The sequence below is a fragment of the Natrialba taiwanensis DSM 12281 genome, assembly GCF_000337595.1.
In the GTDB taxonomy this organism is placed as follows: Archaea; Halobacteriota; Halobacteria; order Halobacteriales; family Natrialbaceae; genus Natrialba; species Natrialba taiwanensis.
In genome coordinates, this window is sequence record NZ_AOIL01000017.1 from 65203 (window position 1) to 85675 (window position 20473).

General features: G+C 64.1%; 18 protein-coding genes. 11 read left to right on the forward strand and 7 right to left on the reverse strand.

Annotation, left to right across the window (positions count from 1 at the left end):
- Positions 1 to 95: 95 nt before the first annotated feature.
- On the reverse strand, positions 96 to 3158 hold the full coding sequence (locus C484_RS05770) for a methyl-accepting chemotaxis protein (RefSeq protein ID WP_049915055.1): 3063 nt from the start codon (positions 3156 to 3158) through the stop codon (positions 96 to 98).
- A gap of 271 nt (positions 3159 to 3429) precedes the next feature.
- Here C484_RS05770 and C484_RS05775 point away from each other — a divergent pair, with 271 nt between their 5' ends.
- A complete protein-coding gene (locus C484_RS05775) occupies positions 3430 to 4758 on the forward strand; it encodes an ABC transporter substrate-binding protein (RefSeq protein ID WP_006825008.1) in 1329 nt (442 codons plus the stop codon).
- A 241-nt stretch (positions 4759 to 4999) separates the two neighbouring features.
- Here the strand turns inward: C484_RS05775 and C484_RS05780 are convergent, their stop codons facing one another.
- Positions 5000 to 5641 (reverse strand): DUF6149 family protein, encoded by a 642-nt coding sequence (locus C484_RS05780; protein ID WP_006825009.1) that lies wholly within the window; start codon positions 5639 to 5641, stop codon positions 5000 to 5002.
- Between the two features lie 214 nt (positions 5642 to 5855).
- On the opposite strand from C484_RS05780, the gene C484_RS05785 reads away from it, so the two are divergent.
- Positions 5856 to 7100, forward strand: a complete 1245-nt coding sequence (locus C484_RS05785; RefSeq protein ID WP_006825010.1) for an NAD(P)/FAD-dependent oxidoreductase — start codon at positions 5856 to 5858, stop codon at positions 7098 to 7100.
- 41 nt (positions 7101 to 7141) lie between these two features.
- Here the strand turns inward: C484_RS05785 and C484_RS05790 are convergent, their stop codons facing one another.
- A complete protein-coding gene (locus tag C484_RS05790; protein WP_006825011.1) occupies positions 7142 to 7558 on the reverse strand; it encodes a universal stress protein in 417 nt (138 codons plus the stop codon).
- A gap of 178 nt (positions 7559 to 7736) precedes the next feature.
- On the opposite strand from C484_RS05790, the gene nrfD reads away from it, so the two are divergent.
- Both nrfD and C484_RS05800 read left to right on the forward strand, forming a co-directional pair.
- Positions 7737 to 9101 (forward strand): NrfD/PsrC family molybdoenzyme membrane anchor subunit, encoded by a 1365-nt coding sequence (gene nrfD / locus C484_RS05795; protein ID WP_006825012.1) that lies wholly within the window; start codon positions 7737 to 7739, stop codon positions 9099 to 9101.
- A gap of 133 nt (positions 9102 to 9234) precedes the next feature.
- On the forward strand, positions 9235 to 9984 hold the full coding sequence (locus C484_RS05800) for a class I SAM-dependent methyltransferase (RefSeq protein ID WP_006825013.1): 750 nt from the start codon (positions 9235 to 9237) through the stop codon (positions 9982 to 9984).
- Here C484_RS05800 and C484_RS23580 read toward each other — a convergent pair.
- Positions 9972 to 10121: a DUF7557 family protein gene (locus tag C484_RS23580; protein ID WP_006825014.1), complete on the reverse strand. Its 150-nt coding sequence runs from the start codon at positions 10119 to 10121 to the stop codon at positions 9972 to 9974. The genes C484_RS05800 and C484_RS23580 overlap by 13 nt on opposite strands.
- A 212-nt stretch (positions 10122 to 10333) precedes the next feature.
- Here C484_RS23580 and C484_RS05805 point away from each other — a divergent pair, with 212 nt between their 5' ends.
- Complete coding sequence (locus tag C484_RS05805) at positions 10334 to 10573, forward strand: PRC-barrel domain-containing protein (RefSeq protein WP_006825015.1); 240 nt, start codon at positions 10334 to 10336, stop codon at positions 10571 to 10573.
- Here C484_RS05805 and C484_RS05810 read toward each other — a convergent pair.
- Positions 10570 to 11142, reverse strand: coding sequence for a hypothetical protein (locus tag C484_RS05810; RefSeq protein ID WP_006825016.1), 573 nt, complete (start codon positions 11140 to 11142; stop codon positions 10570 to 10572). The genes C484_RS05805 and C484_RS05810 overlap by 4 nt on opposite strands.
- A 197-nt stretch (positions 11143 to 11339) precedes the next feature.
- On the opposite strand from C484_RS05810, the gene uvrA reads away from it, so the two are divergent.
- The 3 genes from uvrA (at position 11340) to C484_RS05825 (ending at position 16020) form a co-directional block, all read left to right on the forward strand.
- Complete coding sequence (gene uvrA, locus C484_RS05815; protein WP_006825017.1) at positions 11340 to 14360, forward strand: excinuclease ABC subunit UvrA; 3021 nt, start codon at positions 11340 to 11342, stop codon at positions 14358 to 14360.
- A gap of 85 nt (positions 14361 to 14445) precedes the next feature.
- Positions 14446 to 14859, forward strand: coding sequence for a hypothetical protein (locus tag C484_RS05820; RefSeq protein ID WP_049915060.1), 414 nt, complete (start codon positions 14446 to 14448; stop codon positions 14857 to 14859).
- Positions 14860 to 14919: 60 nt separating this feature from the next.
- Positions 14920 to 16020, forward strand: a complete 1101-nt coding sequence (locus C484_RS05825) for a WD40/YVTN/BNR-like repeat-containing protein (RefSeq protein ID WP_006825019.1) — start codon at positions 14920 to 14922, stop codon at positions 16018 to 16020.
- On the opposite strand, the gene C484_RS05830 is transcribed toward C484_RS05825, so the two are convergent.
- Together C484_RS05830 and C484_RS05835 are read right to left on the reverse strand one after the other, a co-directional pair.
- Entirely contained in the window at positions 16021 to 16815 is a 795-nt protein-coding gene (locus tag C484_RS05830) for a hypothetical protein (RefSeq protein WP_006825020.1), read from the reverse strand.
- A 2-nt stretch (positions 16816 to 16817) separates the two neighbouring features.
- Entirely contained in the window at positions 16818 to 18038 is a 1221-nt protein-coding gene (locus tag C484_RS05835) for a PQQ-binding-like beta-propeller repeat protein (RefSeq protein ID WP_006825021.1), read from the reverse strand.
- Positions 18039 to 18247: 209 nt separating this feature from the next.
- Between C484_RS05835 and C484_RS05840 the strand changes: the two genes are divergently transcribed.
- From C484_RS05840 to C484_RS05850, 3 genes are read left to right on the forward strand one after another with little or no spacing between them, the layout of a single operon-like run.
- A complete protein-coding gene (locus C484_RS05840; RefSeq protein WP_006665793.1) occupies positions 18248 to 18568 on the forward strand; it encodes a 30S ribosomal protein S24e in 321 nt (106 codons plus the stop codon).
- Positions 18569 to 18703, forward strand: a complete 135-nt coding sequence (locus C484_RS05845) for a 30S ribosomal protein S27ae (protein ID WP_006107993.1) — start codon at positions 18569 to 18571, stop codon at positions 18701 to 18703.
- Positions 18704 to 18722: 19 nt separating this feature from the next.
- On the forward strand, positions 18723 to 20429 hold the full coding sequence (locus C484_RS05850) for a bifunctional N(6)-L-threonylcarbamoyladenine synthase/serine/threonine protein kinase (RefSeq protein ID WP_006825022.1): 1707 nt from the start codon (positions 18723 to 18725) through the stop codon (positions 20427 to 20429).
- The last annotated feature ends 44 nt before the right edge of the window (positions 20430 to 20473 follow it).

The window sequence follows — 20473 nt, forward strand, 5'->3', positions numbered from 1 at the left end:
CGGTTCCGGTTGTGGTTTCAGTGCCGGTAACGATGGGGGTGCCGATGACGGACAATCAGTGCTGGTCTCGAGACACTGACTGTCGACGGTGATCGTCAGGCGTCATCGGCTCCGTCGTCGTCATCGGCTGCGTCGTCGTCCGCTGCGTTGCCGAACGTGAACACGTCGTCGTCGGTCTCCGTTTCGTCAGCCGAATCCGTCTTTGTGTCCGCGAACTCGTCGGCCTCACGATCCGCCTCGACTGATCCAAGCGGATCGATACGCTCTGAGTCGTCGTCATCGAACGTGGGGGTCTCGTCGGCCGTATCGACACCAACGGGATCGTCAGCGGCCACATCGTCGCCACCCACATTGAGTTCAGAATCGGTTTCGGCCGCCCCGTCGGCGTCGGTCTCGAACGCCAGCGGGTCCGGCGTCGCGTCTCCCGCGTCGGCCTCGTCACTCGCGGCTGCCGAGTCGAGATCCGTCGGCTCGGCTGTCGGTTCCGGGCCTCCATCGCGGTCGGTTGCAGGGTCGACCGCGAGCGGGTCGGCCGACTCGTCGACCGCCGACTCGTCGAACACCGGTCCGTCGAACGCCGACTGCTCGACCGTGTGCTCGCTGAACTCGTCGGTATCGGAACCGGACTCGCGCCCGGTTGCGACATCGGCAGTATCGACGGGTCCGACATCGTCAGTCTCGGCTTGAAGTGCAGCCGTGGATTCCGGTTCTGGCTCGGGTTCGTCTTCGACGGTGATGCTGTCGGTGGGGGTGTCGTCCGTGGTGTCGGTATCGGTGTCGGTGTCGACGGCACCGTCAAACGTTGGTCCGTCGAGGTCGAGCCCCGTTTCGGTCTCCTCGATCGTCACGTCCAGATCGAGTGCAGCCTGCTCGACATCGGTCTCGAACCGATCGAGGGCGGCGGAGAGCTGGGCGGACTGCTCGGAGAGGTTCGAGGCGGAGTTCGTGACTTCCGTCAGCGCCGTCGTCTGTTCCTCGGCGGCCGCGGCGACGTTTTCGGCCTCCGAGGTCGTCTCCTCGGAGACGGTTGCCGCGTCGTCGACCATCGCAACGACCTCCTGGGTCGAGGCCGCCTGTTGTTCGGTCGCCGCGGAAATTTCCTGCACGCCGATGTTCGTCTCCTGGGCGAGGTCGGTGATCTCTTCGAGCGCATCGACGGCCGCCGTGACGCGCTCGCTCGCGGCGTCGATGTTCGAACTCGTTCCCTCGACCTCGGCGGCGGACTGTTCGGTGCGCTTGCGGATCGCTTCGAGGCGGTCTTCGGCTTCGTCGGCTGCCTCCGCAACATCCTCGGAGAGCGCCTTGACTTCCGTGGCGACGACGGAGAAGCCTTCTTCGTCCTCGCTGGTGACCGTGCGGGAGGCCTCGATGTTCGCGTTCAGCGCCAGCATGTTCGTCTGGCGGGCGATTTCGGAAATCGTGGCGATCAGGTCGTCGATCTGCTGGACTTCGTCTTCGAGGCGCTGTATTTCCTCGACAGCACCGCCAGCCTCGGACTCGATATCGTCCATCGCGGCGATCGCTTCCTGTGCGGCTTCCTGACCCTCCTGGCCGGTTTCGACCGTCCGTTCGGCGATATCTGCAACCTGGTTCGAGGAGGCTGCGATCTCCTCGGTCGTCGTCGAGAGCGCACTCATCTCCTGGTTGACCGACTGCAGCGACTCGTTCTGTTGCTCGGCACCGTGGGAGATTTCCTGAATCGACTCCGAAACCTGTTGGGAGGCCGATCGGACCTCCTCGCTCGAGGCGGTCACCTGCTCGGAGGCCGTCGCAACGTCGGTCGCGAACTGGTTCAGTTCGGCCACCGTCTGCTCGATTTCCTCGAGCATGACGTTGAAGTCCGTCGCGATGTTGGCCATCGCCTCGTTCTCGCTGTCGGCATCCATCCTGGCGGTCAGGTCGCCGTCGGCGGCCGCCTCCATCACGTCGCTGTACTCGTCCGCCTGCCGTTCGAGGTGCGTGTTGATCTCTGCGATCCGCTCGCGCTCGAGTTCAGCTTCTTCGCGGGCCGTCTCCGCCTCCTCGATCTGTTCGCGCAATGCGCCACGCATCGAGTCGAACCCGTCGTAGAGGCGGCCGATATTGTCGATACGCTTGGTTTCGAGGTCGACGTCGAGATCGCCGTCTTCCATCTGTCCAGCTTTGTTCGTTAGCCGGTCGATCGAAACGGCCGTATTCCGGCCCAGTACCGCACCGACCATTCCGACCATCAGCACGCCGATGAAGGTCGCGATGTATCCCCACTCACTGATCGTGCTGACGAAGCCGTAGGCCTGATCGGTCGGCTCGTGTGTGAGGACGACCCAGTCGGTGCCGTAGACCCGTGCCGAACTGGCAACGTACTCCTCGCTATCGAACTCGTACGTGTCGAGGACGCCGGCGGTCTCGCCGGAAACCTCCCGCGTACTTGCACCCTCCGTCAGTGCCGAATCGATCAGGTCGGTGTTTCCGTCGTATGTCTGGCCGAGCGTCTCGTAGTCCCCGCCGTAGTCGGCGTTGTCGAGGATGATTTCGTTGTTGGATCCGGTGTCGACGACGACGGTTGCGACCTGGTCGTCGTCCTGGAATTGGTTGCCGTACGCTTCGAGTTCAGCCGTGTAGACGAGCGCTCGGTCGTCCGCGTTGGGAACGGAGAGGACGTAGGTGATGACCGACGACTCCTCGCCGAGTTCGCCCTCGAGAACCTGCGGGCTGGAGACCCAGGGGACCTGGGCCGTTGCCTGGTCGTAGGCGTCGTCCGAGACGGTTTCGAGGCCGGTTGCGGATTCGCCCCGGAGTTCGTCCTCGGTGCTCGCGAGGACCGTCTCGTCGCTGGTGTCGACGTAGCTGATCGAGAAGGTGTCGACGTCGAGGTGTTCCTCCCAATCGAGGAGGCGCTGTTCGATTGCGTCGGCGTCGTCGCTGGCGACGACATCGGAGTGGGCGAACGTCGAAATCGTCTGTTCGTTCTGTTCGTTCCACATCTGCAGTCCCTGTGCTTCTTGGCCGGCAAACGCGGTCTGATCGGACTGGGTGCGCTGTTCTACCTCGTTGGTAATGCCAGCGGTCGCACCGATTCCGATCAGGCCGATCGACAGTCCGATCACCAGCAACGCGATCCCGAATTTGACCGCGTACCGGCGTCGAATTGCCGACGGCACTACACGTCGAATATCCATCGATAGTCAACGCGTGCGGTGGTCGGTACATAAAAGGTGATCCACAGTTATCAGCACCGATAATCGAACGGCGAGTTCTGCCCGCTCGACTGACGGCTGTGAACTCGAGCCGTGGTAACTCTCATGAGTCGGTCATATCGAGATGATTTCGTAACGCAATCGTGAGCGATAGCTGATAGAACCTGGCGACAGAGTAGTTACTCAGCAGTCCCTGTCTCGCGTGAACCCGTCCGGAACCGTTAAGAAACATAGGTCGAAAGGACAGTCCAGTATGACAGACTTTGATCGGGAGTATCCAACCCCGACCACTGCTGGCCAGCAGACCCAGCACAGTCTTCGACGGCGTCAACTTCTCGCGACAGCGGCCGGTGCAGCCACACTTTCTACCGCTGGATGTACGGAGACGTACGACACCATCGTCGGCAGTGAAACCGACGGCGACGAGACGGTGACGATCGGCGTTTTGGCTCCCGAACCGGAAAACGACTTCAACGGTCGCGCCATCGTCCGCTCGGCCCAGGTCGCCCGCGATCTTCTCAACGAGACGGGCGGTATCAACGGTCGCACGGTCGAACTGGCGGTCGGAAACACGAGCGGGAGCCCGCTCGAGGCCCGCCGCGAATATCAACGGCTCGTTCTCGAGGAGGATGCGGCCGTTACAATCGGCGTCTCGACGAGCGAGGTCCTCGAGACGATCATCGACGATATTGCGGAACAGGAGACGCTTCACATCACCGCCGGTGCCGCAACCTCTAGCGTGAGTGAACTCGTCCGCGAGGACTACGAGCAATACAAGTACCACTTTCGCGCCGGACCGGTCAACGACTACGACCTCGGGCAGGCCCAGATCGACTTCCTCGGCGACATGGCACCCGATCTGGGGTGGGACTCGATCGCGCTGCTGGCCGAGGACTACGAGTGGAACCGCGGCGCGTGGGAAACCTTCCAGGACGAACAGTCGGGAATCGATCTCGATATCGCCATGGAAGAACGGTACCCGCCGGCAACCGACGACTTCTCGACCATCTACGAGACGGCCGAAGCCGAGGGTGCCGACGCCGTCTTCATCTCGACCGCCCACACCGGTACCGACGCCGTCGTCGACTGGACGGCCCAGGAACCTGAACTCGGGTTCGGCGGGATCCACGTGCCGATGCAGCTGCCGACCTACTACGACGCGGTCGACGGTGCCTGTCAGTTTGCGGTCGGACAGAGCAGCGCGCCGCTCGGTGCGGAGGTAACGGCGGAAACACCGACCTTCGAGGACGCGTATCAGGACGCCTACGGCGAGTCTTCGCCGGTCTACACCGGCTACTTCGCCTACGACGCGGTCGCGCTGTTCGCCGAGGCGGCCACGCAGGCGGAAACGGTCGATTCCGCCGACCTCGTGCCGGTGCTCGAAGACATCGAGTTCACCGGCAGCGCCGGGCAGATCGAGTTCTACGGCCGGGATCACGAGTTCCCGCACGACCTCGCGTACAACCGGGGCGATACGCTGTACTTCCAGTGGCAGGAAGACGATGCGGGGAACGGCACCCAAGAAGTCATCTGGCCGGACGAGCACGCGACGGCGGAGTACGTCACACCGGAGTGGCTTTGAGGACTGGAAGCGAGCTGCAGCGGGTTCGGAGAGCCGACTCTGATAGCGGGTCGAGGCGGGTTCGGTCAGGTCAGCGCAACGGCTCGTAGTACGACGGGCGAGTATCGGTCGCTGCCGCGGGTGTAGTGGAAGTCAAGTGGAAGCCGGTTGGCGTTGGCGGCATCGATGGTGTCAACGGCATCGGCGAGAGCGCAGCGGCGGTTGCAGCGCCAGCGCGAGGTGATCGACCGGACCGGTGCGCTCAGTTCTCGCCGTCACCGCCGCTCTCATTCTTGTTTTCGTTCTCGGTCGTCTCCGTCTCGGCCGCATCGCGGACGCCAACCGCCTGCGAAACGTCGACGTCAGCGGGTTCGTCCCGCCCGCCGACGACGGTCTCTCCCGACTCGGTTTCGACGTAGACATCATCCGCAAAGCCACCCTCCGCGTGGGGGTGGACGGGATCATCGAGTTTCTCGGGCGTCGATGGGGCCTCGGTAAGCCCCGCCGCCGGCGCGAACTGGCCGAGCGGTTCGTCGATCGTAATGTCCCAGCGCTCGAAGAACTCGCGGTAGCGGTCGTAGTGGGCGTCGAGTTCGTCCGTGGGAAATTCCATCATCTCGGTCCAGCCGTGGTTGTAGAAGTCGAACGCGGCCTGGATGTGGGTGATTTCGCGGGCTTCGGCCTCGGAGTAGCCGTCCTTGAGTGCCCGCAGGTAGGTGTCGATCGTGGCCTCGAAGAGGTCGTCGAGGTGGTCCTCACGCTCGTCGGCGTGGGCGGGGTCTGCTTTGTCGAGGAAAACGCGTGTGTGGAGACGGACGAGTCCGGCGGTGGCGACGGATCGAACGACCGGCGTCTGTAGTGCTGTTCGAGAGGCGAAATGGCGCGCGTTCTGGCGAAGTTTCATAGCGAATGGTACGGTGTCGTTCCTAAAGAGCGGTTCGGGAGCGTGTTCTGAGTCTGGACTGGATTGTTTTCGAGAGCGGGTCAGTCGCGCCGGCGGAGTTACCATTGTTCACAAGCATCGAGGGATACCTGACGATTGTTACGATCTTTGAGGTCGAACGGCAAAATGAACGAGATAGCAATCCACTTTAACCCGCATTACGAACGGTCGAGATATGACAGACTACGTCATCATCGGGGACGGTATCTCGGGCAGTTCGGCTGCCGAGACCCTTCGGGAAGAAGACCCGGAGTCGTCGATTACCGTCATCACCGATGAGGGGGAGTCGCTGTACAATCGCATTCTCATCAAGGAACACGCGAAGGGCAAACTTCCCGAAGCACCAATCTCGATTCACGACGAAGAGTGGTACGAAGAGCGTGACATCGACCTCTCGCTCAACACGCACGTGACGACGGTCGATCCGAACGAGAAGATCGTCCACACCCACGAGGGGGAGGACACCACCTACGATAAGCTGCTTATCGCGACCGGCGGAACGCCGACCCAGCTACCGGTCGACGACAGCGATGCCGAGGGCGTCCACCACTTCTGGACGTTCCAGGACGCCCGTCGCATCCGCGAGAGCGCGGAAGCCGCAGAGAACGGCGTCATCGTCGGTGCTGGACTCCTCGGTATCGACTTCGCCGCCGTCTGTGGCGCACAGGGCGTCGAGGGCAAGTACCTCATGCGCGGCGACCGCTGGTGGCGCTACGCGCTCTCCGGGGACGGCGCGGAGATCATGCACGAGGGCATGCGCGAGAAGGGCGTCGAACCGGTCTTCGACAGCGGCGTCGACTACTTCGAGACCGACGCGGACGGACAGGTCACGGCCGCCGTCGACCCGAACGGCGACCGGTACGAGTGTGACTTCGCCGGCGTCGCAATCGGGCTGACGTTCAACACCGAGTTCCTCCGCGGGGTCGGCCTCGAGATGAACAACGGCATCGTCGTCGACGAGTTCATGCAGACGAACGTCGACGACATCTACGCGGCGGGAGACATTACTCGCTTCTACGACGTGCTACTCGACGAAGAGGCCCAGAACGGGTCCTGGGGATCGGCAAAGGAACAGGGTCGTGTCGCGGCGGTCAATATGGCTGCAGACGACGAGGACGAAGTGTTCGAGTGGGTTTCGTCGTACTCGATTACGCACTTTGACTTCCCGTTCCTCTCCTTCGGTCATCCGACGCTCGGTGACGAACACGTCGAACGCCGGTACAGCGACACGGAGTGGCGGCGGATCGCGATCAAGGACGGTAAGATCGTCGGCGGTGTGCTCATCGGCGCCCTCTCGCCGCAGCGGACGCTCAAGCAGTTGATGCGCGAACAGCGCGATATCGGCGAGCAGGCGGAGGTCCTTCTCGAGCCGTCCGTCGAGATCGACGACCTCGCGCCTGCACAGAGCCAGGAGCAGTAAGGTTCCCGTCGCAGTTTGGCGTCGATACCGATCTTAGCCCGTTATCGAACGATCGTCACTGGAACCGGTGCTCGACGAACGACCTGTTCTGCGACACTTCCCAGTAGCGCCCGCGAGACCCCCGTCCGGCCGTGACTGCCGATAACGATCCGATCGACGGCATGGTCGCGAGCGTAGTCGACAATTGCGCGAGCCGGTCGTCCCTCGACCAGTTCGGTCGCCAGTGACTGCTCGGCCGCCGCGGCGCGGTCGTGGGCCGCCTCGAACAGGCCCGTCGCTCGCTCGCGGCGTTGCTCGAGCAGCGGTCCGGCACCCAGATGCGCGAACTCGCCGTAGCTGCTCTCCGAGAGGGAGACGGCGTGAAGAACGGTAATCTCGTCGTCCGGGTGCTCCCTGAGGGCGTACTCGAGCGCGGCCCAGCCCGGCTCGGAGTCGTCGAGCGCGACGAGCAGGTGCATGGGTGTTTCTACTGCACCGGGCCACTTTAATGACACTTGTTACCACACGTTCTGCGAGTCGGGAGTGCAAGGACACGATTCCGGAGAGCGTGCTGGTTCTGTCCACCTATCCGATCCTTGCAAGGCCAACGCTCGAAACAAACTGTGTCGCTGCGGTACAACATGTGAGATACTCACGATGAGCACGAAATCACCCACCGAGGCGGACGTGCTTCGGCCGATCCGGCAAACATCGACCGTATACTACGTTCTCGTTGCTATTGCTGGGTTGGCGTTCGGGCTCTTTCTCCTCGGGTGGGGCTATCAGCTCACAGAGGGGATGGTCGTCACCGGGCTGGGTGACTGGGGGACCGGCGGCGGTGTCACGTGGGGAATCTACATCGGCGCGTTCATCTGGTGGGTCGGGATCGCCCACGGTGGCATCATCCTCTCTGCTGCAGTCCGACTGCTCGGCATGGACCGCTACATGCCGGTCGCCCGTCTGGCCGAACTGCTCACCATCGGTGCGCTCTCCGCGGCCGCGTTCTACATCGTCGTCCACCTCGGCCGACCGGATCGGATGGTCACGAGCATCGCCGGCCACTACCATATCACCGTCCACGCATCACCGCTGGTGTGGGACGTGACCGTCATCACGGCCTACTTCGTCCTGACGGCGACGTATCTCGCACTGACGCTCCGGTACGACATCAGCCGGCTGCAGTCCGATCTGCCGGACCGCTTCAATCCGATCTACAACATGCTGACGATCGGTTACACCGAACGCGAGGACGAGGTCGTCCAGCGAATGGTCTGGTGGATCGCACTGGCCATCATCATCATGGCACCACTGCTGCTCCACGGCGGTGTGATCCCGTGGCTGTTTGCCGTGCTCCCGACCCTGCCGCGCTGGTTCGGCGGCGTTCAGGGACCGCAGTTTCTCACCATCGCCCTGACCTCCGCGATCAGCGGCGTTATTCTCCTCGCCAGCGCCTTCCGTCACGCATACGACTGGGACCACATCATCACCGACGACATCTTCCGCGGACTCACGCTCTGGCTCGGCTTCTTCAGCCTCCTGTTCCTGTGGCTCCAACTGCAGCAGCTACTCACCGGAACCTTCGCCCCACCGACCGACCTGGGTCACGTCTGGGCAGCGTCCATCGGGAACCCCATCTACATCATCTCGATGACACTCGTCAGTCTCACCCTCGCGTACATCTTCGCACAGACGATCCGCCCCGCCCTCTTTACCCGACGACGCGCCGCCGTCGCCGCCGTTGCGATCCTCCTCGGGACGATCCTCGAGAAGGTCCTGTTCGTCGTCGAAGGCCTGGAGTACCCCGCGTTCGAAATCTACGCCGCAACACCTGGCCACTACATTCCCAGCCTGATCGAGTTCGCCTCACTCACCGGGACGATCGGCATGGTCTCGCTGTTCTTCCTCCTCGTCGCCAAGGTCATCCCCGTCGTCGAGCTCCACGCTATCGACCACCTCCGTCTCGAACGCGGCGAAGACGACGAGCACCGAGAGTCCGGCACCGGCCCGCCGACGCGCGACTGACCGAGTTACCCTCCCGCGTCGCCGTCGCGCCGTCCCTGCGCTCGCCCGCGGTCCCGTTCCAGGCATCGAAACTCGATCATCCAACAGGCTCCGTGCACCGAAACTTGATTATCCAGCAGGCGGATCGTCGCCCATGGTCGACAAAACAGCCGTTCGACGCGGGTACGACGAACTCGCGGAGACGTACGCCGTGGAACGAGCGGCGAACGAGGACGGACGCGAACGCGACGTGCTCACGACCTTTCTGCGCTCGCTGGAGACCCCGGGACGGGTGCTCGACGCCGGCTGCGGGCAAGGAACGCCCGTTCTCCGCGACCTCGACGGAGACGGACCTCGAACCGGCGACGGAAACGGGAACGCGAACGAAGACGGAAACGGAGACGGAGACACCGTCGAAAACGGAACCCGCGACGCAATCGGCATCGACGTCTCGCGCACCCAACTCGAACTCGCCGCGGAGAACGCGCCGACGGCATCCCTCTCGCAGGGCGATATGACGCGACTCCCGTTTCGCGATGACTGCTGTGACGCCGTCACCGCGCTCCACTCGCTGATCCACGTGCCGCTCGCGGACCACCGGGCGGTCATCGACGAGTTCAGTCGCGTCCTGCGCCCGAGTGGTCGCGTGCTCGTCTCGGAGGGAGCACGCGAGTGGACCGGGACGAATCCCGACTGGCTCGACAGCGGCGTCGAGATGCAGTGGCACATCGCCGGTATCGAGGCGACGCGGGAGCAGTTACGGGCGGCCGGCTTTACGATTACCGACGAGTGGGGAACGACGGAATCGTTCGCCGACCAGGACGAGCGCTGGCGCTATCTGGCCGCTGAACTCGACGCCGAAAGAGCGACGTCCGAGCCGCCGACAACGCGTCACTCGGAGTAGCCTTCCTGCAGGAAGGTCCCCTCCGTCTCGTACATCGACACCAGTTCTGCGATGAGTTCTTCGGGGGACTGGCCCGGCTCGCAGTGTTCGTCGAGTCGGTCCTTGAGATCGTCGCTGATTTCGAGTGTGTGGCTCATGGTAGCGTGGGTCTGGTGGTCTGCTCTATCGAGCCGAGGCTCCGATTCTGAGTTTCGGCTCGAACCGCGCTCGCGGCGGTCAGCGTGGAAAGAGCACCGCAGTAGCGTCCACGGGTGCCAGCAGTATATACTCCGGGGACGCTATTGCCACGCCGTGCGAGCCAGCAGGAGACGGCCGGAGCGTTATCCGCGATATCGACCTATCGGTTCGTATGACAGCACCACTGACCGAAGACGACATCGGCAAGACGGTCGTCGATGCGGAAGGGAAAGAACTCGGGATCGTTGCGAAAGTCGACGGGAATCGCGCCGCCGTCGATCCCAATCCGTCGATCGCAGAACACCTGCTTGCCTCCCTCGGCTGGGAGGGCAAAGACGAAGAGGACTACACCGTCACGGAGGAGATGCTCGCGTCGGTCGGCGACGACGTCGTGCTCCGAGGCGACCTCTAACCGTTCTCATCCGGCGGCTCGTCACCGCCGGTGACGCCGTTTCCGTTCGCCGGCTCGCCGCTCGAACTCGCAGCCGCGGCCTCGTACACCGTCTGCCGATCCTCGAAGTACACCGGTGCGTCGTGGTCGGCCTCGAAGTGGATAACCCGTTCCAGCGCTTCCTGTCCGTCCGTTACGTCCGACTGTAGTTCGGTCCCGAGTTCAGTGTAGTCGGCCGCGAGTTGCTGGAAGGCTGCCATTCGAGTCTGCTTCGCCTCGACGAGAAACTGTTTTTCCTCGACATCGTTCTCGAGCGCTTCGATCTCCTCGAGATCGGTATCGGTTGCGTTCGGACCCGCGGCTCCGACCGCACCCGTCGGCGACGGCGTTTTGGTCCCGTTGACGCCCGACGACTTCGCCTCGAGTCGCGACCGGATCTCGGCCATGTCCGCGTCGATGTCGTCGAGCAGGTCGTCGGCCTCCTCGCGCATGGTCTCGACGTGACCGCTGAGCAGCCCCGCCTGCGTCCGACAGTACTCGACGAACTCGTCGACCGACAGTGTCGGCTCGCTCCCGCTGTCGTCGCTCATGCATGACTGTTCGGGCTACCGACCGAAGATACTTTGGTCGGACCGAGCCACCGCATGGAGCAACGCTAATAGTTACCAATAGCCACGTTATTCTGCTTTCAGACCCGTTAAGTTGCTTCGGCTACTGACACAACTACAATGAATCGAGCACCGTTACTGCGACCACCGTTTTCCCGTCGTCCGACGAGTGCAGACCGATGAGCAAGGAGACAATCGAAGTACGCGGGGCGGAAGAGCACAACCTGAAGGATCTCGACGTGACGATCCCCCGCGAGGAGTTCACTGTCGTCACCGGCCTCTCGGGATCGGGCAAGTCTTCGCTGGCGTTCGAGACCGTCTATGCCGAGGGACAGCGTCGGTACATCGAGAGCCTCTCGGCCTACGCCAGGAACTTCCTTGGGCAGATGGACAAGCCCCAGGTCGAGACCGTCGAGGGACTCTCGCCGGCGATTTCGATCGATCAGAAGAACGCCGCGAACAATCCGCGTTCGACGGTGGGAACCGTCACGGAACTCCACGACTACCTCCGCCTGCTGTACGCCCGCGTCGGCACGCCACACTGCCCCGAGTGCGGCCGCGAGGTCGGTGAGCAGTCGGCCCAGAACATGGTCGAGCGCATCCTCGAACTCCCCGAGGGGACGAAGGCCAAACTCGCAGCGCCCGTCGTCCGTGACCAGAAGGGGGCCTTCGAGGACCTCTTTGATGAACTCGTCTCGGAGGGCTACGCCCGCGTCGAGGTCGACGGCGAGGAACACGACCTCACGCTCGATACGCCCGACCTGGACGAGAACTTCGATCACACCGTCGACGTGATCGTCGACCGCGTGACGGTCTCGACCGAGGATCGCCCGCGGATCGTCGACAGCGTCGAGACGGCGCTCGACGAGGCCGAGGGCGTGCTGAAGGTCATCCTTCCCGACGCGCCCGAGGAAGTTGCGGCCGAACTCGGCGAGGAGGCTCGCCGGACGGGCGCGCTTGGCGAGGAAGTCGAGGCGGACGATCGCTTCGTCGTCGAGTTCTCGAAGGATCTGGCCTGCACCCACTGCGGGATCGACGTGCCGGAGATCGAGACGCGCTCCTTTTCCTTCAACTCGCCCCACGGAGCCTGTCCCGAGTGTGAGGGCCTGGGCGAGACGAAGGAGGTCGACGAGAACCTGGTCGTCCAGGACCCCTCGAAGCCGGTCAAGCACGTCTTCGAAGCCTGGAGCTACAACCGGTCGTACTACCAAACTCGTCTCGACGCCGTCGCCGAGCACTTCGACGTGTCGCTGACGACGCCGTTCGAGGACCTCGACGAGGGCGTACAACGGCAGTTCCTCTACGGCACCGACCGCGAAGTCGTCTTCAAGCGCAGCACGAAAAACGGTACTCGACGCAAACAAAAGCGCTTCGAGGGCGTTATTCCGAACCTCGAACGGCGGTACATCGAGACCGATTCGGACTCGACCCGCGAGCACATCGAGGATTACATGTCGGTCACGGAGTGTCCGGCCTGCGACGGAACTCGGCTGAAACCCGCTTCCAGGGCCGTGCTGGTCGACGACGCCGCCATCACGGAAATCAACGCGATGAGCATCGGCGACGCGCTCGCCCACTTCGAATCGATGGAAGCCGACCTCACCGAGCGCGAGCGGGTCATCGCCGAGGAGATCTTAAAGGAAATCCGCGCCCGCCTCGGCTTCATGGTCGAGGTCGGCCTCGAGTACCTCACCCTCGACCGCGAGGCCTCGACGCTTTCGGGCGGCGAGAGCCAGCGCATCCGGCTCGCGACGCAGATCGGTTCCGGTCTCGTCGGCGTCCTCTACGTGCTCGACGAGCCCTCCATCGGCCTCCACCAACGGGACAACGACCGCCTGCTCGACACGCTCGAGGAACTTCGGGATCTCGGCAATACCCTGCTCGTCGTCGAGCACGACGAGGAGACGATGCGCCGCGCGGACAACGTCATCGACATGGGACCTGGACCCGGCAAGCGTGGCGGCGAAGTCGTCGTCAACGGCTCCGTCGAGGACGTCAAAGCCTGCGAGGAGTCGATCACCGGCGACTACCTCTCCGGCCGTCGGCAGATTCCGGTCCCGGAGGAGCGCCGCGACCCCGACGGCGGTCCCGCGAGCGAAGCGAGTGGGACTTCGTCGGACGAGCAAAGCGAGTCTGACGGCACGCTGACGATCCTCGGCGCACGCCAGCACAACCTCTCGAACCTTGACGTGGACATCCCGCTCGGGTGCTTTACGGCGATCACCGGCGTCTCGGGCTCCGGCAAGTCCACGCTCATGCACGACGTGCTCTACAAGGGTCTCGCCCGCGAGATGAACGACAACACGAGCGTCATTCCCGGCGACCACGACGAACTCGAGGGGCTCGATCAGATCGAAACCGTCCGCCTGATCGACCAGTCGCCGATCGGTCGCACCCCCCGCTCGAACCCCGCCACGTACACCGGCGTCTTCGACTACATCCGGGATTTGTTCGCCCAGACCAAACTGGCGAAACAGCGCGGCTACGAGAAGGGACGCTTCTCCTTCAACGTCAAAGAGGGACGCTGCAAGGAGTGTGGCGGACAGGGCACCGTGAAGATCGAGATGAACTTCCTCTCGGACGTCTACGTCCCCTGCGAGGAATGCGGCGGCGAGCGCTACAACGACGCCACCCTCGACGTCACCTACAAAGGCAAGACCATCTCCGACGTGCTCGACATGAGCGTCGAGGAGGCCTACGAGTTCTTCGAGTCCTCGAGCCAGATCCGCCGCCGGCTCAAATTGCTGCAGGACGTCGGGCTCGATTACATGAAGCTCGGCCAACCCTCGACGACGCTCTCGGGCGGGGAGGCCCAGCGAATCAAGCTCGCGGAAGAACTCGGCAAGAAGGATTCCGGCGAGACGCTGTATCTGCTCGACGAGCCGACGACCGGCCTCCACTCGGCCGACGAGCGCAAACTCGTCGACGTCCTCCACCGGCTGACCGACAACGGCAACACCATCGTCGTCATCGAACACGAACTCGATCTCGTGAAAAACGCCGATCACATCATCGACCTCGGTCCCGAGGGCGGTGAAGACGGCGGCAACGTTGTCGCCACGGGCACCCCCGAGGACGTGGCCCGACTCGATGACTCCCACACCGGGCGCTACCTGCGGGACTTGTTGCCCGACGTTGAACTCGACGGACCGCGCGGCGAGCGCGTCGAAGCGGTTTCGGCACCGATGGACGACGACTGATACCCCGCGCTACGCCGTCTCGCACACCGCCGCGAAATCCGAACGATTACCGAGGTCGACTCCAAAGATGGACGAAGAACGTCGAATGTCGATACTTACAACGAACTCGCTTCGACGGCGACTCGGTGTGTGCGGAGGAGTGACGCTTGCGGTCGTCGCCGGACTGTTCGCGCTCGGCGGGCCGACGACGACGATCGATCTGTTTCTGATCGGGTGGCTCGCGTTCGGCGGCCTCGCGCTGCTCCTCGTCGGCATCCGCGATCGTATCGCGCTCGGTGTTACGACTGTAGGCTGGCCGCGAATCGCCGCAGTCGGGCTGGCCGTCCTGTCGGTCGCGGCGAGTTCAGCTGGCTTCCTGCAACTGTTGACTGCGCCGAGCGTCTGGGGAGCGCTCATCGCCTGCCTCGCGCTCGGGACTTCGCTAATTCTCGCGTTCGGGGCGCTCGAGTGCGGATTGGGTGGGGTGCAACTCGACGAGGAACTGTTTACCATCGAGTAGCCGGGTCGTGCATGCGAACGCACCGCGACTCGTTTGAGGATCGAACGCCTACGACAGTGTATGCGTATCGCTATCGCCCTTCGGGATCGGCTTCTCGTCTGTACGACTGACGCTGCAGCGCAGTCGTCGTCACAGTCCTCGTCCTCGTCGTCGGACACAGCCACCGCATCGGAGACGGGCACGCAGAGGACGGTGGCAGAAACGACCGCCGGCTGGACGACGACCGCTCGGCTCTCCGGCCACGAACTCCAGTGCGTTGCCGCCTCCCCCAACGCGCCCGAGCGACTGTTCGTCGGCACGTTCGAGCGCGGTCTCTTTCGAAGCACGGACGGCGGCGAGACGTTCGACCGACTCGAAACCGACGACGTGTTCGCGAGCGAGGCCGTCATGTCGCTCACGATCAGCCCGCACGATCCGGACGTGCTCTACGCCGGTACCGAACCCAGCCGCGTCTACCGTAGCACGGACGGCGGCGACTCCTGGACTGAACTCGGCGGGCTGACCGATCTGCCTTCGGAATCGGAGTGGTACTTCCCGCCGCGTCCACACACGCACCACGTCCGCTGGCTCGAGGTCGACCCGTTCGACCCGGATCGCCTCTACGTCGGCATCGAGGCGGGCGCGTTCGTCTACAGCACGGACGGCGGCGAGACGTGGCACGAGCGGCCCGACGGCTCGCGGCTGGACAATCACAGCCTGGCGACGCATCCCGATCGGGAGGGGCGACTCTACGCGGCGGCCGGCGATGGCTATGCCGAAAGCGATGATGGTGGCGAGCACTGGGACCATCCCCAGGAGGGGCTCGGCCACCGCTACTGCTGGAGCGTCGTCCCAAATCCTGCCGATCCGGACCAAGTGTTGGTTTCGAGCGCGAGCGGCGCGTCGACGGCCCACACCGCCAGCCGCGCCGAGTCGTACGTCTACCGCCGCACAGCAGGTGCGTCGTGGGAGGGTCTCGACGACAACGGATTGCCGACCGGCGACGGCGTCGTCCGCGCCGTCTTCGCGACGACAGGCGACGACGACACCGTCTACGGCGTGAACAACCGAGGGCTGTTCGTCACCGATGACTTCGGGGACCGATGGGAACGGGTCGATATCGAGTGGCCGTCGGAGGCCGCCACCCAGACGCCGCGAGGACTGGCAGTGATCGGAGCGTAGCTACGGCTTTGACGGCCCCACGATCAGCTCGCTATTGCGCCGATATTCGAACAGCGACACGAGCGCGACGGCGTGGACCGGAGCGACGAGTACACCGGTCAGAAAGGTCCCAGCGACGGGTACACTGCCGAGAAGCCACGCGCCGATACCCAAAATGATGATCAGGCCGAGGGCCGGCCAGCGATCGCCCCGAATCCAGACGCCGCTTTGGCGGATCGCCGTCAAGGGAGACGCGCCGGCGGCGACGAGTCCGGGTGCGGGAAAGAGCCACACCAACACGAAGAGCACCAGTGCCAGCGGGATGACTCCCCATAGCCCCATCCCCTGAAGGAACGCGATCGAACCGAGCAGCCGGGCGGCGAGATCGAACCCGACGACGAGTCCGAGATACGACGGTAATGGCCCGAGGTGTGCCTCGCCGTCCAGCAACGCAGTCAACGTAAGAACACCCGCAACGGCGATTGCAAGCATCGAGAGAACATAGAGACCGAGCCCCCAGGCGAAGTACTGCGGTTTGAGTCCGACGAGCGCCTCGAACGGAAGCACCGTCTGACTCGTCGCGGTCGGATAGCCAACGAACTCGAGGTAGACCGTCGCCTTGTCGAGTCCGCCGGAGACGAGCGTCGGGATCGGGTCACGACTGCGAAGAACGTCGATGACGGACAGGACAAATCCGGCGAGCGCGAACGGAACGAATAGTGTAGGATTCCGACGAAGCCGACCGGCGGCCGTGGAGAGAACGGGCGCGACGGACCACGTTCGACGGTCATACCCGCTGGATTCAGTTCGCGACACGGTTAGCTCGCCTCCCGGAGGGCCATCAGTCCCTCGCTGCCGAGGACGTACAGCACGCCGTCGCCGACGATCGGCTGCGTGAAGTACGTCGAATCCTCATATGTCCAGCGCCGCTCGCCCGTCTCGGCGTCGATCGCAACCAGTTCAGGCATCTGGTAGCCGAGGTAGACGACACCGTCGGCGACGACTGGATCGGTATCGGGACTGTAGTCGGCGGTCCACTCACGCTCACCAGTTTCGAGGTCGACCGCGTGCAGTGATTCGTCCCCATCCGTGACAAACACCGTTCCGTCGGCGACCGCGGCGCTGCCGTCGGTGCCGTTCCCCGCGTGGTGGTAGTCCCACAGCAGGCTGCCGTCGGTTCGGTCGAAGAGTGCGATACCCTCTCGGTCGGGAACGACGAGTCCCGCTTCTGTCGCCGTCGGCGGCCGGAAGTTGCGGTAGCGCAGGGAGCTGTCCGCGCGCGGTTCGGATGTGACGTGCCAGTGAGTCGCTCCCGTCTCGGCGTCGAAAGCGACGAGATCACCGGGCCGACTCGAGACGTAGACAGTGCCGTCGAGGACGGCCGGCCGGTTCGAGCCGGTCGACCGCTCCTGGCCGACGACCTGCTCCCACCGTCTCTGGCCGTTGCTTGCGTCCAGAGCGGCTACTCGGTCGGTTTCGGGGATGACCGCGTACACGAGACCGTTCGCGGCGACGGGCGACGGCTTGTGTGCCGGCGAACTGGACCAGTTGCTGGTATCCTGGCCGGGAGTGTGCCAGCGCTCGGTGCCGATGGACTGGCCGAACACCTCGTAGCCGCCGTCGGCACTGAGTCCGTAGATTCCCGTTCGACTATTGACGGCGAGCGTCGCACTTCGGTAGGCCGTCGCCTCGGCGCGGGCCGGCGTCGACCAGTACGATCCCGGTCGTTCGAACTGAATCTCGCCGGTGTTGCGATCGAAGGCGACCAGCGCGTTTTGGCCAACACTGTACAGCGTCTCGCCGACAAGTATCGGCGCTGTCAGCCCGTTCATCGGAGAATCCGTATCCCGTTGCCACGCGAGTTCGACAGCCGTTTTCGGTCCCGAGGCCTCGGGATTGGACCCCGTTCCGGCGGGATCATACCGCGCCATCGGCCAGTCGACTCGATCGGAATTCTCCTCGGCGAGCGTCGCGTAGGTCCCAGTCAGGATCGCGGCCGTTGTGCCGACTCCGACGAGGAGGCGTCTTCTGGAGGGCATTCGGTAACCGGTTTCGTCAGGCAGAGAATATGTCTTTCCCTTAGTCAGGAGATGGGAAACCGAATGCTATCACCTTCTCGGCCGTCCGGTGCTCGATAAAAGCGACTGCAAGGACCGTATCCAGGGTGGGTCAGCCGAGCGGCAGTCACTGGTCGCTTCGAAATCCTTTTAGGCGCTACACGGGGATAGTAGGGTAACTGAGTGATATCATGGACGTCGACATCATCTCCGAATCGGAGAACCCCATGTTGCACCGGACGGACGTGACGTTCGAACTGACCCACGAGGACGCAACCCCGGAGCGACTCCAGGTTCGTGACAGCCTCGCGGCGAAACTGAACAAGGACGCCGACGAGGTCGTCATCCGCAAACTCGAAACGAAGTTCGGGATGCGAAAGACCGTCGGCGAGGCCAAGGTCTACGACACCGCAGACCACGCCCGCGACGTCGAACAGGACCACATGCTTGAGCGAAACAAGATCGGCGTCGAGGAAGAGGCCGAAGCAGACGCTGATCCGGAGGAAGCATAAATGGCACGCTACGAACTCTACGGCGACGACGGCAGCATCGAGGGCGAGCAGTGTCCCCGCTGTGGTGACGTCTTCCTCGCCGACCACGGCGACCGCAAGCACTGTGGCAAGTGCGGCTACACCGAGTGGGCCTAACGACGAGCACCGCTGAGTCGTGAGCCCGAGTTCAGCCCCGCGAGTACTCGGCATCGAAGGCACCGCCTGGGCGGCCAGTGCGGCCGTCTTCGACGCCGAGACCGACGACGTTTTTATCGAAACCGACGCCTACGAGCCGGAAAGCGGCGGCATTCATCCCCGCGAGTCCGCAGAGCACATGCACGACGCGATTCCGGCGGTGGTCGAACGGGCCCTCGACCACGCCCACGAGACGTTCGACGGCCCCGATTCGGAGCCGCCGGTCGACGCCGTCGCCTTCTCCCGCGGTCCCGGGCTCGGCCCCTGTCTGCGAACCGTCGGAACGGCCGCGCGGGCGCTGAGCCAATCGCTTGGCGTCCCACTCGTCGGCGTGAATCACATGGTGGCCCACCTCGAGATCGGCCGCCACACCGCCGACTTCGACTCGCCCGTGTGTCTCAACGCCAGCGGCGCAAACGCCCACCTCCTGGCCTACCGGAACGGCCGCTACCGCGTCCTCGGGGAGACGATGGACACCGGCGTCGGCAACGCGATCGACAAGTTCACCCGCCACGTCGGCTGGTCCCACCCCGGCGGGCCGAAAGTCGAGCAAGCGGCAAAGGACGGCGAGTTCATCGATCTCCCCTACGTCGTCAAGGGAATGGACTTCTCGTTTTCGGGGATCATGAGCGCCGCGAAACAGCGCTACGACGACGATGTGGCGGTTGCGGACATCTGCTACTCGCTCCAGGAGACCATCTTCGCCATGTTGACGGAGGTGTCGGAACGCGCACTGTCGCTGACCGGCAGCGACGAACTCGTACTGGGCGGCGGCGTCGGACAGAATGCCCGCCTGCGCGAGATGCTCGCGGCGATGTGCGACCAGCGCGGGGCCGACTTTCACGCGCCCGAGCCGCGATTCTTGCGGGATAACGCGGGGATGATCGCCGTCCTCGGCGCAAAGATGTACGCGGCCGACGACACGCTCGCGCTCGAGGATTCGCGGGTCGATCCGAACTTCCGCCCCGATCAGGTACCGGTCACGTGGCGAGGGGGATCCGAGCGAAGCGAGGACCTCGAAACCGCAAGCGGTGACGCGAAGACCCGCGAGCAGCGCGAGGAACCCGAACTCGCCCCCGGACGCGGCGCTTCTCGCGACGATCAGGTCCGCGGTGCCGAGGCGCTCGTCGACCTCGATCCCGCAACGGGGCGGGTACGGAAACGCCGCAAGCCGAAGACGTACCGCCACCCGACCCTCGACGACCGACTCCGCCGCGAGCGGACGACGCTCGAGGCCCGACTGACGAACCTCGCGCGCCGCGAGGGCGTCCCCACGCCGGTGCTCTCAGATGTCGATCCGCGGGAGGCACGACTCGAACTCGAGTTCGTCGGCGCGGCTGATCTCCGCGACGAACTCGGTAGTGACCGCGGGGTAGCGTACGTCCGCGATGTCGGCCGCCACCTCGCACGATTGCACGAGGCGGGATTCGTCCACGGCGATCCGACGACGCGAAATGTCAGGGTGAACGCGGACCGCACGTACCTCATCGACTTCGGACTGGGCTATCACACCGACCACATCGAGGACTACGCGATGGATCTGCACGTCTTCGATCAGAGTCTCGTCGGCACCGCGGACGACCCGGAGCCGCTTCGGGACGCCGTCCGCGAGGGATACCGCGATGTCGGTGACGAACGGGTGCTCGAACGGCTTCGAGATGTCGAGGGTCGGGGACGGTACACCTGAGTTGGGCCGCCTTCGAGCGACTGCATCGAGACTGTTCGTGACCG